This window comes from Sulfurospirillum halorespirans DSM 13726 (assembly GCF_001723605.1).
Lineage (GTDB): Bacteria > Campylobacterota > Campylobacteria > Campylobacterales > Sulfurospirillaceae > Sulfurospirillum > Sulfurospirillum halorespirans.
Genome location: NZ_CP017111.1, coordinates 692,867 through 708,149, shown reverse-complemented (window position 1 = coordinate 708,149; position 15,283 = coordinate 692,867). Strand labels below are relative to the sequence as shown.

The window sequence follows — 15,283 nt, the reverse complement described above, 5'->3', positions numbered from 1 at the left end:
TCCTTTGCGTTTAGATAGGGTCTATGCAAAAGCTATACCAAACATCATACCACTAAAATCTAGCTTAATAAACAATTTAAACAAAATAAACTATAATAAACCTATACACCAAGGTTTGGAAGAGTTTTTGCTTTGTTAGGTGAACACATCTGTAAAGGAATAGCATTGGACGCAGTCGATCAAGAGTATGTCGCACGCAAACTTCTCTCGGGATTTGAAAATCTTTTAGATATTAATGTCGATTTTGTGGCAGAGCTTGGCACGACCAATATTACGATTCAAAAACTTTTAAAACTCGAAAAAGGTTCCGTCATCGACCTTGAAAAACCTGCAGGTGAAAGTGTTGAACTCTACATCAACAACAAAATCTTTGGTAAAGGAGAGGTGATGGTGTATGAGAAAAACCTCGCAATCCGTATCAATGAAATTTTAGATTCCAAAACCGTCATCCAATACTTTAAAAAAGAGAACGTATGAGACTTTTTGTCGCACTCCTCGTGTTAGTTTCATGGGTAAATGCGTCTAATTTATTGACCTACAATGTCTACGAGCGAAGTGATCGCGTTGATGTGATGCTCTCGTTTGATGCCCCCCATGAAGGCAGTATCTCTCAAAAAAACGATGCAACGTCCATTACGCTTACGATTAACGATCTTGGCTATGACAAGATGATCGAAAAGAGTATTAACTCTAATATCATTCAAGAACTCACCATCATTCCTGAAAAAAACAATACCCTTAAAGTGGTGCTTAAAAGCGATAAAAAAGTGAGCGTGGTTGCCTCTAAAACCGTTGATGGTTTTGGGCTTCGCATTCGCAGTAGTGTGATGCAAGCACCGACACAAAGTTCCTCAGAGACGGTCAGTTCATCCCTTCCAACCGCACCTTCCTCTTCGGTTGATCTGATCGACATGCGCTATATTATTGTGATTGCCATTTTGCTCTTCTTGGTGATCGTGATGTTTTGGATTAAAAAACGACTGGCAATTCAAACGATCAAACCATCCAATGCTGCTCAAAAGGGTGGTAAATCATGGCTTTTCAACCCAAAAACAGGCACGCAACAAGAGGTAACGCTGTTGCATAAAAAACAGATCGATAACCAAAACAGTGTGGTACTTTTTGAGTACGGCACCATCAAATACCTCGTGATGACAGGAAATTCCAACGTTCTTTTAGAGAAATTTCAAAATGGCGAAGTCAAAGATGACACCGATTTTGAAAAAGTTTTTGAGGAAAATCGCAGACGTTTGGATGACTACCTCAAACTTCAAGACAACAAACTCAGCACCTATAAAAATAAGGCTTCCGCAGATTACACCCCTATCGACGAGCTCCGTTAAGACCTTATGACCATCGCTATCTCGATCTTGTCCATCTACGCCTTCATCTTTCTAGGATTTATGGCAAAGCGGATGCTCAAAGAGGAGATGAATGAAAAAGGGATGATCCTTCTCTCCATCTATTTTTTACAACCCATGCTCTCATTTTGGGGACTCTCCAGCCGTCCGATTGAGTTTTCACTCCTTGAAGCACCCTTTTGGTACTTAACGATTTCGCTGATCTGCGTGCTGATAAGCTCCCTCATTGCTTTTATCTTTTTCAAAGAGGACATTAAAGAAAAATCCATCATCACCATCTGTGTGATCATTGGCAATACGGGAAATCTTGGCATTCCACTGGGCATCGCGCTTTTTGGAGATGCGTCTATTTTGTATATGAGCATGATCAACATCACCAATGTATTTATCGTCTATACCCTTGGCGTTTTCTTCTACTCCAGAGGCAACTTTAGCATCAAACAATCCCTCTTTAACATCATCAAATTACCTGTGATCTGGTTTGCCTCCTTGGCTCTTTTAATGAATATTTTTGAGATCCACCTTCATCCTGCGATGCGTATTCCTTTAGAGATGGGAGCGTATTGTACGATGGTCATTCAACTGGTCATTTTTGGTATGTACCTTTACAACATCAAACTTCGCAGTATCAACACGAAACTCCTTTTACATGTAAGCGTTATTAAGTTTGTCATCACGCCACTGATTGCTGGTTGGATTCTCTATGGTTTGCTTGATTTAGAGCCGATGGTCGCGACCCTGATTTTTATTGAACTCATTGTGCCACTGGCGGTCACTAACGTCAATTTGGCCGCATTGTATGAGTGTAAGCCCTTAGATGTGACCCTCTTGGTCTTTTTCACCTCATTGGTTTTTATACCTTTTTTTATCCTTATCAGCAACCTTTTACACTATCTTAACATCGTGAGCATGCCATGAACATCAACGACAAAGACGCTCGCGTTAAATATATCAGGGCTCTTGAGCGCTTTTTAGGCAGTTGCGTGAGTGCACTTAAAAATGAAAATTTTGATTTTGTCTTGTTTGTAAAACGTGCCGAAAAAGGGCTTAAGACACTCAGAAAAGTCGATCCCGTCAGACTTGATTCGACCTACACTAATTTGTTGCAAAATTATGTCAATTTGGTTTCCAATAGCATCATTAATCTCGAAGAGATAGACATCGAAGAGACGCACAAACGTCTTTTAAAAGAGGCAAATTTACTGGAAAAAGAGAAATATCGAGGGAATTACAAAAAAGATAAACACAAAGCACAAGGCTTTGATGACGGTTATTGAGCAAAAAAAGTTAAAATAGCCTCTCGCATCAACACACCATCTTCAATGCGGTTAATTTTATCCCTAAACTCTGACGCTTCGCGAAACCCTTTAGAATACGTATGCAGATGTTTACGAAAAATCGAAATCCCTTTTTGACCGTAAAAATTAACCATCGCATCATAATGTTCTAAGACAATTTCCAAAATTTTGGTTTTTTCAACGTGCACGAGCTCATTTTTGATCTGATAAAAAATCCATGGATTACCTACCGCACCTCGCCCAATCATCAGGCTATTGCATCCTGTCATCTCTTTTACATGTAACGCTTTTTCATAGCTCGTGATGTCGCCATTGGCAATCAGAGGAATCTTCACAGACGCGCGCGCTCGTGCGATCGCTTGATAGTCGACTTCGGCTTTATAGGCTCCTGCACGTGTCCTGCCGTGCATGCTCATAAAATCAACCCCTGCACTCTCACACGCTTGTGCTATCTCTTCAGGAATTTTGGTGGTAAATCCCAGACGTACTTTAGCACTGGTGTAGCGTTTGTTTGAGTGTGTTTTAATCGTCTCAATGATTTTTTGCATATGAGGAAGATTGAGAAGCAAAGAGGAACCTGCCTCTTGAGAGATGATCTTAGGCACAGGACAGCCACAATTCAGATCAATCCCATCGATGCCTTCAATGTCATTTAAAGCCAACACCGCCTCTTTAATCGACACAAGGTCTGATCCTGCAATTTGGACAATGTAGGGCGTTTCTAACGGCGATTTGGTGATCATCTTAAAGGTTTTTTCCGAACCATAACGCAGCGCATTCGCGCTGATCATCTCAGAAAAGGTGACATCGGCACCAAATTTTTTAACAACGCTACGAAAAGGAAGGTCGGTAAAGCCAGCAAGAGGTGCAAGGGCTAAAATGCCCTTACTAAAGTCTATCTCGGAAGTCATGCGTGCAAGAATTTTTCGATGTCAATACTTTTACCATGGTCGCGTAAGAACATAATGGTTTTAAATTTAACAAACTCTTCACCATCAGAATTGAGGAGAAGTTCACGAATTTTATCAATCATTTGAAGATCATAAAGTACATACAAATAAGCATCCGTCGCAACGGTACCTTTGGAGTTGTAAAGTTTTTCAAAGAGTGCAATCAAAGCGTCCGGTGTTAATTTCATCTTCATTTCGCGCGCAAGCTCTAAATAATCAGCCCTATCGGCTTTAAACTGTTCACACATATCTTCAATCGATTTAATATCCATCTCAAAACTATCATCCGCGTCCAAATAACGCTTCATCATACGTGTAAACGCATCTTTATCGGTGGGAAAGTCATACCGTTTAATTTCATTAAAACTTGCAAAATCAAGCAATGCTTCATACGCTTTTTTGCACAATTCACTGTTAAGTTCTTTACAATTTTTAAGCACCTCAAGTGCAAAGCGAGGCTCAATTTTAAGACGATTGATACTATTTTGAATCACAAGAGGATTGGTTTTAGAAAGCTTATATTTTTTTAGATCTTCGTAATTTCCGTTTGTCACACTCACCGCAACCGCACATGCTTTTGCCACCTCTTCTTCAATAAACGATGTTGGAAGTGTCGCATCAAAACGCATACTTTGTAGCACTTTTCCCGCAAATTTAAATCCCTCGGTTTTATACGAAGTGGTAACCTCTTCACCTAAAATACGATTTTTAGCAGACTCTTGAAACAGTTCATTGTCTTTTTTCAACGCTCTTTTGTAGAGGAAATCTTTGAAATTATAAAATACCAAGTGCCCGATAGAACCAAGTGCCAAGAAGAATACAGGGAGAAGTACCCATAACGCTATAGGCAAGCTTAATGAGAGACCAAACAGTTCAAGGGTATAACTTTCACCATTAAAACTATAGATATACAGTCCAATGGCTAACATGTAAATGAGCGTCACAAGGATATAGCGTTTGATTCCCATGGCTTTTCCTACTTATTTATTTTTTGCTGATTTCTCAATGATCTCACGGCACACAATGCAGTAGCGCGCATGTGGCTTAACTTTGAGGCGTTGAAAACCAATATCTTCTTCACACATTTCACAAATGCCATAACTGCCATTTCGAATTTTGTTGAGAGCAAACTCTATCTCGTTGAGCTCTTTCATCTGTTGTGCACTAATTGCTTGCTCGATCATACGATCGGTACTCACGGAAGCATGATCTGCTTCATCACCGACATCGGTATCTTTAAGATCTTCGATTTCTCGCATTGAGTCTTCGATATTTTTTTTGATTTGGACGCGTCTCTCTTTGAGAATGTCCTCGAAATGCTTTAGCTCGTGCTCTCTCATCCTTTGTTTCCTTTACAAAAAATTGACCTGAAATAACGTTGCATTATAATCAACTATTTATGATAGGGATGGTTGTTTTTTATACACAATCCCCTATAAATCTGCTCAAATAAAACCACTTTCGCGATTTTGTGCGCATATGTTAATCTACTTAAACTTATAATCTTTTGAGTTTTGCTTAAAAAACCCTCTTCAAACCCAAAAGCACCACCAATAAAAAAATTAATGCTCACATCTTGATCGAAAAGTGTACTAAACTGCTCACTGTTGAGCTGTTCCCCTTCCACATCAAGTGCAACATTGTACCCTTTTAAATGGGATTCGTACGCTTTTGTGTAAGAAGCTCGCGCTTCTTTTTCTCCGATCATCTGAGCGGAGGCAATTTGCTTATTAAAGATCTTAATCTCTTCGACTTTGGCAAAGCGAGAAATCATTTTAGTGTATTCGCCAGCGATCGCATCAAGTGCCTTATCGCTGCTTTTTTCGATCGTAAAGACCTTTACATTCATGCTTTGAGTCTTAACTCAAATGCATCGTTTTTGCAACTCCCACCTAAAAGATTCAACAAGTCTGCGACCACTTTTTTCATATCGGTACGCGTTACGATCATATCAATCAAACCGTGCTCCAATAAAAACTCCGCTTTTTGGAACCCTTCTGGTAAATCGGCACCAATGGTCTGTTTAATAACCCTCTGACCTGCAAATCCTACAAGTGCGCCTGGTTCTGCCATGATGATATCGCCCAAAAAGGCAAAAGACGCACTGACTCCACCCATCGTCGGATCGGTTAAAATGGAGATATAGGGCAATTTGGCATCAGCGAGTTTGGTCAAAGCAGCGGATGTTTTAGACATTTGAAGCAAGGAGAAGGTGCTCTCTTGCATACGCGCACCACCGCTCGCACTCACGATAATCACGCCCTCTTTGTTGGCAATAGCGCGGTTGATAGCTCTTACAATCTTTTCACCCTCAACGGAGCCCAAACTTCCGCCCATAAAAGCAAAATCAAAGACAACAATCTGAGCGGGCACACCCTCAATACTGCACGAGCCACACATGACAGATGAGTTTTTGCCTGTTTTTTCTTGCGCCTCTTCGATACGTTTTTTATAGGATTTTTTATCCACAAATTTCAGAGGATCTATCGGTATGAGATTGGTGTCAAACTCAACAAAACTTCCCTCATCGCAGAGCTGTTCAATTCGTTGTTTTGCAGAGATACGCATATGAAAACCACACTTTGGGCAGACATTAAAACGTTGTTCGATCTCTTTGTAATACATTAAAGATTGGCACGCAGTGCATTTGACCCAGTGGCTTGGCGCTTCACTTGGAGCAGATTGCGTTTTTCGGATTTTAGAGAAAATTTCTGCAAATCGCATCGGTTTTTATCCTCTTTGAAAGCTAATTGCTTATAAATAAACTTTTTATTTTATCAAAAATTTCCTTATCTTTGCTTACGAGGAAAATATCTCCCCCATAAAAGGTATGTAAATCCTCGCACATAAACAGACCCGCTTCGACATCGTAGGAGCGCATAACGCCTTCATACAGCACAAAGGAAACATCGTGGGCATAGGCTAAAGAGAGGGCAAAAGCGCCTGGGGATCGGTACTTTATTTTAGCGTCGTGCAGCTTCTCATGTGCCTTTTTGGAACAGTAAGAACGCTCAAAAATTCCTACCTTTGAAAAGGCGTTATATGTAACCAATGTAAAGTCTTTTTTTCCTATTTTTCCTTGGCGTAAACCCGTTTCATCTTTGATAAAAACATCGCCATTGGCTAAATTGGTGATGATCGCTTGCGTGCATTTTTCGTTTTCAAAATAGGCAATAGAGGTACCATAATAGGGAAGGTGTGAAAGAAGATTGTCACTGCCATCAATGGGGTCTAGGATAATGCGCGCATGAGCGTTGGAGCTAGGGATCACCCCACTCTCTTCCGAGACAATCTCACCAAAAGGCAAAAGATGTTTGATGAAAATCTGCTCAGCTTCGAGGTCAATGCCAGCACTCACATCGCCACCCGCGCCAACGGCAAAAAGGTGGTGATGCGACGCGTTTAATCCTTTTACATGTAAAAGCTCAAACAGCTCTTCATTGGCATTTATCGCGGTGTTTAAAAAGCTCACATGGGACTCATTATCCAAGCAATTTTTTGATGATGCTAAGCGCAGCATCTCTGCCCTCTTTTGCAGCTGTAACCACAAGGTCAGAACCTCGTTTGCAATCGCCGCCTGCATACACACCTGATTTGCTGGTTTGATACTCCGCATTGACGACAATGCAGCCTGATTTATTAACCTCAATGCCATTTTCTGCCAAGAAGGTTGGAACACTTGGCGTAAAACCAAGGGCAAAGATGATAATATCGCCATCCACTCTAAAATCGCCACCTTTAACGATCTCAACGCATTGACGACAACTCGCATCTTTCGCACCTAAAATCGTTTTGTGCATATCAATGCCGATCACTTGTCCCTCAGAGTTCACCAAAATCTCTTTTGGCGTTACGTTGTAAACAAACTCTGCACCCTCTTCGATCGCATTTTTAAACTCTTTTTTGCTTCCTGGCATATTGTATTTATCGCGTCTGTAAAGACAGGTGACACTTTTAGCCCCTTCACGAATCGAGGTTCTTAGACAATCCATCGCCGTGTCACCACCACCGATAACCACAACGTTTTTGCCTTTGACTTCAAACTTTTTATCGTAACTTTCACTAAAAAGTTTTTTCTGGATAGAGCGTAAAAAATCAATTGCCATAAAAACACCATTCGCATTTTCATTGGCAATATTGGCTTTGCGAGGACTCTCTGCACCCACACCTAAAAATAGGGCATCATGGCTGTGTGCGATCTCATCAAAGCTCATTTCTTTACCCACATGGGTGTTTACATGTAAGGTCATTCCCGCGTCTTGAAGCCATCTGACACGACGTGCGACAACCTCTTTATCGAGTTTAAAACCAGGAATGCCGTACGTTAAAAGTCCACCTGCTCTGTTTTGTCTCTCGTACATACTGACCGCAATACCCGCACGTAAAAGGTAGGTTGCACAGGCAAGTCCTGCAGGGCCTGCTCCAATGATGGCGACTTTTTTCTTCGTCGTAATGCCTGGAAAACTTGGCTTCAACCCTTTTTTAAATCCCTCTTCTGAGATAAAGGTCTCAATCGCCCCAATGGTGATCGCGCCATGCCCATCATTCAGCGTACAATCGCCTTCGCAAAGACGATCTTGTGGACAAATTCGCCCTGTAATCTCAGGGTATGGATTGCTCTCATTGGAGAGATTAAACGCCAAATCACGCTTCATTGCACTCGTGGCTTTGAGCCAAAAGGGGATGTAGTTGTGCAAAGGACATTTGCTATGGCAAAAAGGATCGCCACATTGAATACAACGATCGGCTTGCAAAGAGGCATCTTCTTTACTCAAAATTTCATAAATTTCTCTAAAATCTTTGACTCTATCACCGGTTGAGCGTTTTCTAGGCTCACATCTCTCTTCATTCACAAAATTTTGCATCTTAGTCTCCTTGCTCAGGATTGAGTGGTACCTTCGTCATATCTTTAGGTCTCACCATCCAAAAATCTCTTACCGCGTGGCGGAAATCATCTAAAATATGCGTTGCTTTAAAGCTTGCTGTCTCGTTAATATGGGTTCGTAAAAGTCGCTTCAAGAAGTGGCGTGCTTCATCCATATCATCCGTATCAATGCGTTCCGCAATCACTAACTCTTGGTTGAGTTTATCAATAAAATCACGTGTTTCGTCATAAACAAATGCGACACCACCCGTCATACCAGCACCAAAATTCACGCCTGTATTTCCAAGAATGGCAACCAAACCGCCCGTCATATATTCACACGCATGATCTCCCGTACCTTCAACAACAGCCGTTGCTCCAGAGTTTCTGACACAAAAACGCTCCCCTACATTGCCTGCAATGTAAAGCTTACCACCCGTTGCGCCGTACAGACAGGTATTGCCCGCACATGAGTAGTCTCTGCCTTGATATTTGGGAGCAATGACGATTTTACCGCCATTCATACCTTTACCGACATAGTCATTCGCCGTGCCTTTGAGGTTGATATTAATCCCATTGGCTAAAAATGCCCCCAACGATTGACCTGCAACACCGTTGAGTCTAAAGACGATGCTGTCATCTTTGAGCCCTTTATTGCCGTAAAACTTCGCAATTTCACCACTGATGAGTGTTCCAAAACTACGGTTGGTGTTGCTAATGCTTTTATGCAAGACTATTTTTTCATCCGGATTTTCGATGACTTTATAGACATCTTTTAAAATGGCTTTTTCAAATTCATTTTTATCAAACGGATCATTCGATTTGCCATTGTGCGTATCAGGACCTTCGAGTCGCATCAATACGGAAGAGAAATCAAACTTCTTCGCAAATGCGTCGTCTATTACGCTTAGAAGATCGCTGCGTCCAATAATCTCTTCCATGCGCGTATACCCAAGGTGTGCAAGAATTTCTCTGACATCCTCCGCTAAAAGCGTAAAGAAGTTAATCAGCTTATCGACCGTTCCTACAAAATGCTCTCTCAGTTTCTCATCTTGTGTTGCCACACCCACAGAGCAGCGGTTTAAGTGACAAACACGAAGCACTTTACACCCAATGATCGTTAACGAAAGTGTTCCAAACGCATAACTCTCCGCACCAAGAAGAGCTGCTTTAATGACATCTAGACCCGTTTTGAGTCCACCATCGGTTTGCAGATGTACACTGTCTCTTAAGTGGTTGGCTTTAAGGGCATTGTGTGCTTCACTTAAGCCAATTTCCCAAGGATTTCCCGCAAATTTGATGGAGGTTAAAGGTGCTGCGCCCGTACCGCCATCACCGCCAGAGATGATGATTTTATCGGCATAGGCTTTTGCCACGCCTGCGGCAATCGTTCCAACACCTGCTGTTGAGACCAGCTTAACAGTGATAATCGCTTCTGGATTGATCTGTTTCATATCAAAAATAAGCTGTGCCAAATCCTCAATCGAATAAATATCATGATGAGGAGGAGGTGAAATCAGCGTAACACCAGGGATTGTATAACGAAGACTGGCAATCAGTGGCGTTACTTTATGCCCTGGAAGCTGACCGCCCTCACCTGGTTTTGCACCTTGCGCCACTTTGATCTGAATTTCAGTGGCTGAGCGCAAATACTCAGGCGTTACACCAAAACGACCCGATGCAATCTGTTTGATGCGTGAGTTTTTGTTACTTTTAAGACGCTCAGGTGCTTCACCACCTTCACCAGAGTTGCTCATACCACCGATCTTATTCATCGCTTCACCCAAAGCTTCATGTGCTTCAGGAGAGATGGAACCCAAACTCATCGCTGCGGTTGAAAAACGTTTAAAAATAGCCTCTTTAGACTCAACTTTATCAAGCGCAATAGGCTCACGATCGGATTTGAGTTCAAAGAAATCTCTAATCATTTTGAGTCCACGATTATTCACCAATTTCGTAAATTCATGAAAATCTTTTTTATCGCCCGTGACGGTTGCTTTATGAATCGCATGAATTGCATTAGGATGATAATCATGGTACTCTTGCCCATCGATGTATTTATAAAAACCACCAATTTCAAGAGGGAAAAGCTTCTTACTGATGTTAAGCTCATACGCTAAATGATGGTTACGACTTAAACGCTCTTCTACATCTTCGTACGAAAGCCCAGGAATCAGTGAAATTGCACCATCAAAGCACTCATGAACCACGTCTTTTCCAAGACCCAAAACATCAAAGAGTGCTGAGTTTTTATACGATGCAATGGTCGCAATACCCATTTTAGACATGACTTTTAAAAGTCCTTGCCCCAAAGCATGGTTGACATTTTTGAGTTTTGTTTTGATCTCATACGCGCCCATTTCACTCTTTTTGCCTTCATCCAAAACGGTGGCATAGAGTAAATAAGGATAAATAGCACTCGCACCAAATCCCATCATACACGCACATGAGTGCGTATCGATCGCTTCACCCGAAATGGCAATAATAGAGGTCAATGAACGAACACCTTCATCAAGCAGGACTTGATTTACTCGACCAATCACCATAATCATCGGCATCGGTTTAAGCTTGCTCGTCATGCCACGATCATCCAAGAAAATAATGCGAATGCCCTCATTTTTGACCGCTTGCGCAATGTCATAGGCTAAATCTTCAAGACTGCCTTTGAGGTTGTCTTCAAACAGTGTTGAGAAGTAGCGGTTCTTATACTCATCTTTATAGCGCGCTTTACTAGAATCGCCAAAAGAGTCTAAGATTTCGTACTTTTCTTGCATTAAAATAGGAGAGATCGATTTGATGCGTATCGCATGCTCTTGATCTTCTTCTAAAATGTTGCGAATTTCACCAAAGCTCGTATTTAAACTCATCACCACTTTTTCACGAATCGGATCAATCGGTGGATTGGTCACTTGCGCAAATTTTTGTTTAAAATAATCACTGAAATTGCGTTGGACTTTACTAAACGCAGCCATTGGTGTGTCATCACCCATAGAGCCAACACCCTCTTTGCCATCTTTCATCATTGGCTCGATGACCATATTTTTAACTTCTTGCGTAATGTTAAAGTAGCGTTGCTCAAGTTCTAAATTTTCACGTACATAATCCGTTGTTTTAGAAAAAGGAATGTCCACAAACTCTTGTAAGTAAACAAGCCCTTTGTTCAACCATTCGGTATAGGTATTTGAGCTTTTCAGATAGTCGTTGATGTCGTCGTTTTTCATGATCTTGCCAAATTTAAGATCCACGCCGATCATTTGTCCACTTTGTAATCTGCCTCGCTCGATGATGTTGTCTTCTTCAATATCTAAAACACCATACTCCGAAGAGATAATGATGCGATCATCTTTGGTAATGATGTATTTAGCAGGTCTTAACCCATTTCGATCCAGTACACAGGCGATATGACGACCATCGGTGAGTGAAATTGCCGCTGGACCATCCCATGGCTCAAAATTAATGCTGGAGAATTCATAAAAGGCTCGAAGTTCCGAGTCCATGTGCGGTGCATTTTGCCATGGAGCAGGAATCAGTGAGCGTACGGCTTTAAAGAAATCAAATCCATTAATCAGCATAAATTCAAACATGTTATCCAAACTCGCACTGTCACTCACATCATTCGTCGTCAATGGATACAATTTTTGCAACTCTTCATCGGAGAAAATTGTGCTTTTCATACACTCACTTTTGACGTGTGTATTGAAACGATTGGCTGAAATGGAGTTAATCTCTCCATTGTGAGCTAATGTTCGAAACGGTTGCGCCAGTTTCCATTTGGGGAGCGTATTGGTGGAGAAACGTTGGTGAAACAAGGCAAAGGTTGCTTTAAAATCGACATCGCTCAAGTCGGGGAAAAAAGTTTTGATGTAGGTTGGCATCACCAAACCTTTGTACGAAATCACTTTACTTGAAAAAGAGGCAATGTAAAAATCAGGCTCATTGGCGAGTCTTCGCTCAACCATTTTACGTGTTAAGTACAACAGTGCTTCAAAACGTTTGGTTGCCACTAAGGATGAGGATGTTACGAAGGCTTGAACAATTTGAGGCAATGAATCGAGTGCTAATTTTCCAAGGGCTTTTGTTTTTACAGGAACATCGCGGTACAAAAGGACTTTAAGATCGTTTTGTTCACAGGTCTCTTCAAAAATTCTTTTTTGTTCATCGGTGGTTAAAAAAATCATAGCAACAGCAAACTGCTTTGGAAGATCAATGCCTAATTTGTGCACCTCTTTTTTCATAAACTCAGCAGGCATGGAAAAGAGAAGTCCACTACCATCGCCACTTTTACCATCAGCAGCAATGGCACCTCTGTGCATCATTCGCTCTAATGCCGTGATAGCATCTTCGACATTTTCATGGGTTGGAATGTTTTTTATGTTTGCGATTAATCCAAAACCGCAGTTGTCTTTAAATCCTGTAATAAGATCCATTTCACAAGCCTTTTGTGGAATTTTCATCAAAATTCTGACGAAATCTGACAAATTTTTAAGCTAAAAGCGAAGGATAATACATGAATAATGCTTATTTTTCAATTAAACACTACTTTTCGATGTTTATAGCATTTACATACCTTAATTCATATTAATTGTCAATAAATTTATTAAAATAAATATAGATAATTAATTTTAAATTTTAATAATAGTCAAATATTGAGATGCTAAAATTCTTTATGCAAGGATACATCATCAATTTAAATCGCGTCAAAGACGAAGATTTAATTGTCACCATTTTAACGCAAACCAGCATTAAAACTCTTTATAGATTTTACGGTGCCCGACACTCTACGATTCATTTAGGCTACAAAATTGACTTTGAAGCAATTCCCTCTCTCAAGTCATCCATTCCTCAGCTTCGCTCCATTATGCACCTAGGAACGCCTTGGAATAACCAGCGCGAACGTATGCTGATTTGGCAACCTTTTATTCGGCTTTTTTACACGCATCTCAAAGAGGTAGCAACGATTGATAGTTTTTATTTTGATCTTTTAGAAGTATGTTCTACTATTTGGCAAAAACAGAACCCTAAACGGGTCGCTATTGAAGCCTATATCAAACTTTTGATTTATGAGGGAAGATTGCACGATGATTTTATCTGTTTTAACTGCGATGAGCGCATTGAAAATGATTTAACACTGATTCGAGGTTTTTTACCTGCACATAAACTGTGCGCGTGGAATCAGACCTTTGATCTTTTACATGTAAAGCAACTTTTTGAAGAACAGAGCACCATAGCACTGGATGATGAACAGATTGATGTGCTATGGAAAATTTTATTGGAGGGATTTTGATCTTTACACGCCTACTAGGCAAAGCCTAACAGCCTGCGCTGCGCTATGCACTGAAGCTTGCTTCTTTCGAAGCAGAAATTTACTCTAAAAAACGTGCATCACTAAAGCTGGATGTTTGGATATTTTCAAATGCTTTTTTGAGTGAGATAAAAAGATCGGGATTCTCTTTTTCCATGGCAATAAGCATCTCTTTCGTTTTAGCGCGCATCACGGGCATTTTAACATCAAAACGCATCGCAGGACACGCTTCATCTCCAATGATCGGCATCTTTGCATCCATTGCACAATCGCGTAGTTGACGCTCTCTTACATGAATGAGTGGGCGAATCACCCACAAGCCATTTTGTGCTTTATAAATGGGTGGCATTGAGCGAAGGGCTCCATTGTGCGAGAAGTTCATAAAAAAGCTCTCTACAGCATCGTCCAGATGGTGAGCAAGAGCAAGTTTACTATAACCATGCTCAAGTGCATAGGTGTAAAGCGCTCCTCGTCTCATACGCGAGAAAAAGCTGCAAAAGGAGGAGTTTTCACGAATCTTATCTTGCGCAAGCTCAAAAATCTTCGTATCTACAATCTCATGATCGATCTCATGCTCCAAACAGTGATTGTGCAATGTTTGAAGATCTTCACCCATGCCATACGCAATCGTAACCGCTTTAAATTCAAAATCAAACGGTGCAACGCGTTGCATGTGTTTTAAAACATGCGCAAGGCTTAGGGAGTCTTTGCCACCACTAAGCCCTAGCAATATCTTATCATCCTCATTTATGAGGTTATAATGGGCATTGGTTCGCCCAGCGATACGTAAAAGGCGTTTACTAATTTCGATCATGACTGAGTTCATCCAACATCGCTATAATAAACTGAGCACTCTCTTTGGCGGAGCTCACTAAAAATTCATCAAAACTAAATCCCGCGTCCATATCGGCAGCATCACTGATAGCACGAAGCACACAAAAAGGAACATTGAGGGCGTCACACACCACAGCAACGGAAGCGCCTTCCATCTCTGTTGCATCCGCATTAAACGTCGTGTGAATCCACTCTTTTTTAACACCATCGCAGATGAATTGATCACCTGTGGCAATAATACCCTCAAGCAATGGAATTTTTTGTGCAAAGGCTACTTTTTTAGCTAATGAGGTTAAAGCCTTGTCCGTTTCAACATAGACAGAACCCTCTGGCACGTAGCCATGAGGATGACCAAATGCCGTAATATCAAGATCGTGTTGAGCAAGTTTGGTTGCCACAAGCAGATCACCCACTTTAAGTGAAGGATTGAGTGCGCCCGCAACACCTGAAAAAAGAAGCTTTTGTGCTCCAAATTTTTCAATCAAGGTTGATGCGGTCAGGCTCGCATTGACTTTACCAATTTTGCTGTAAGCAATGACTAAATCCATTCCTTTATACGACGTGGTATAGTAACGATTTTTGGCATGTTCAATGGTTTCATATTTTCCAAAAAACTCTAAAAGTGGCGTGATCTCTTCGACCATCGCACCCATAATGGCTATTTTCATCTTTTT

Annotated in this window: 15 protein-coding genes; 5 read left to right on the top strand and 10 right to left on the bottom strand. The window is 41.1% G+C overall.

All coding sequences use genetic code 11. The features are described from left to right. The first annotated feature begins 165 nt into the window (after window positions 1-165). From fliN to SHALO_RS03550, 4 genes are read left to right on the top strand one after another with little or no spacing between them, the layout of a single operon-like run. Window positions 166-477, top strand: a complete 312-nt coding sequence (gene fliN, locus SHALO_RS03565; protein ID WP_025343889.1) for a flagellar motor switch protein FliN — start codon at window positions 166-168, stop codon at window positions 475-477. Continuing rightward, window positions 474-1,343 carry a hypothetical protein gene (locus SHALO_RS03560; protein WP_069477386.1) on the top strand — a complete coding sequence of 290 codons (870 nt, stop codon included), beginning with the start codon at window positions 474-476 and terminating at the stop codon, window positions 1,341-1,343. Before fliN ends, SHALO_RS03560 begins: the two co-directional genes overlap by 4 nt. Window positions 1,344-1,349: 6 nt before the next feature. Beyond that, complete coding sequence (locus tag SHALO_RS03555; protein ID WP_084010680.1) at window positions 1,350-2,279, top strand: AEC family transporter; 930 nt, start codon at window positions 1,350-1,352, stop codon at window positions 2,277-2,279. Next, window positions 2,276-2,638 carry a hypothetical protein gene (locus SHALO_RS03550; protein WP_069477385.1) on the top strand — a complete coding sequence of 121 codons (363 nt, stop codon included), beginning with the start codon at window positions 2,276-2,278 and terminating at the stop codon, window positions 2,636-2,638. The genes SHALO_RS03555 and SHALO_RS03550 overlap by 4 nt, the downstream gene beginning before the upstream one ends. Here SHALO_RS03550 and SHALO_RS03545 read toward each other — a convergent pair. Genes SHALO_RS03545 through gltB form a run of 8 tightly spaced genes read right to left on the bottom strand, consistent with a single transcriptional unit; the run spans window position 2,632 to window position 12,900 of the window. After that, on the bottom strand, window positions 2,632-3,570 hold the full coding sequence (locus SHALO_RS03545; RefSeq protein ID WP_069477384.1) for a tRNA dihydrouridine synthase: 939 nt from the start codon (window positions 3,568-3,570) through the stop codon (window positions 2,632-2,634). The two genes, SHALO_RS03550 and SHALO_RS03545, sit on opposite strands and share 7 nt — an antisense overlap. Continuing rightward, complete coding sequence (locus SHALO_RS03540) at window positions 3,567-4,577, bottom strand: fatty-acid--CoA ligase (protein WP_069477383.1); 1,011 nt, start codon at window positions 4,575-4,577, stop codon at window positions 3,567-3,569. Before SHALO_RS03540 ends, SHALO_RS03545 begins: the two co-directional genes overlap by 4 nt. Before the next feature lie 12 nt (window positions 4,578-4,589). Beyond that, window positions 4,590-4,949 (bottom strand): RNA polymerase-binding protein DksA, encoded by a 360-nt coding sequence (gene dksA / locus SHALO_RS03535; RefSeq protein ID WP_025343883.1) that lies wholly within the window; start codon window positions 4,947-4,949, stop codon window positions 4,590-4,592. Window positions 4,950-5,002: 53 nt separating this feature from the next. Next, on the bottom strand, window positions 5,003-5,458 hold the full coding sequence (locus SHALO_RS03530) for a 23S rRNA (pseudouridine(1915)-N(3))-methyltransferase RlmH (RefSeq protein WP_069477382.1): 456 nt from the start codon (window positions 5,456-5,458) through the stop codon (window positions 5,003-5,005). Then, the gene (gene accD / locus SHALO_RS03525) at window positions 5,455-6,333 is read right to left on the bottom strand and encodes an acetyl-CoA carboxylase, carboxyltransferase subunit beta (protein WP_025343881.1); all 879 of its coding nucleotides are present in this window, start codon (window positions 6,331-6,333) and stop codon (window positions 5,455-5,457) included. Before accD ends, SHALO_RS03530 begins: the two co-directional genes overlap by 4 nt. Window positions 6,334-6,355: 22 nt before the next feature. Beyond that, window positions 6,356-7,081: an inositol monophosphatase family protein gene (locus SHALO_RS03520; RefSeq protein ID WP_084011007.1), complete on the bottom strand. Its 726-nt coding sequence runs from the start codon at window positions 7,079-7,081 to the stop codon at window positions 6,356-6,358. Window positions 7,082-7,091: 10 nt separating this feature from the next. After that, window positions 7,092-8,474 carry a glutamate synthase subunit beta gene (locus SHALO_RS03515; RefSeq protein ID WP_025343879.1) on the bottom strand — a complete coding sequence of 461 codons (1,383 nt, stop codon included), beginning with the start codon at window positions 8,472-8,474 and terminating at the stop codon, window positions 7,092-7,094. A 1-nt stretch (window position 8,475) separates the two neighbouring features. Next, window positions 8,476-12,900, bottom strand: a complete 4,425-nt coding sequence (gene gltB / locus SHALO_RS03510; RefSeq protein ID WP_069477381.1) for a glutamate synthase large subunit — start codon at window positions 12,898-12,900, stop codon at window positions 8,476-8,478. 239 nt (window positions 12,901-13,139) lie between these two features. Between gltB and recO the strand changes: the two genes are divergently transcribed. Continuing rightward, window positions 13,140-13,757: a recombination protein RecO gene (recO, locus tag SHALO_RS03505; RefSeq protein ID WP_069477380.1), complete on the top strand. Its 618-nt coding sequence runs from the start codon at window positions 13,140-13,142 to the stop codon at window positions 13,755-13,757. A gap of 79 nt (window positions 13,758-13,836) precedes the next feature. Here recO and SHALO_RS03500 read toward each other — a convergent pair whose 3' ends face one another. Together SHALO_RS03500 and SHALO_RS03495 are read right to left on the bottom strand one after the other, a co-directional pair. After that, window positions 13,837-14,589 (bottom strand): PP-loop family protein, encoded by a 753-nt coding sequence (locus tag SHALO_RS03500; protein WP_069479302.1) that lies wholly within the window; start codon window positions 14,587-14,589, stop codon window positions 13,837-13,839. After that, window positions 14,576-15,277 (bottom strand): 5'-methylthioadenosine/adenosylhomocysteine nucleosidase, encoded by a 702-nt coding sequence (locus SHALO_RS03495; protein ID WP_069477379.1) that lies wholly within the window; start codon window positions 15,275-15,277, stop codon window positions 14,576-14,578. The genes SHALO_RS03500 and SHALO_RS03495 overlap by 14 nt, the downstream gene beginning before the upstream one ends. Between the last annotated feature and the right edge of the window lie 6 nt (window positions 15,278-15,283).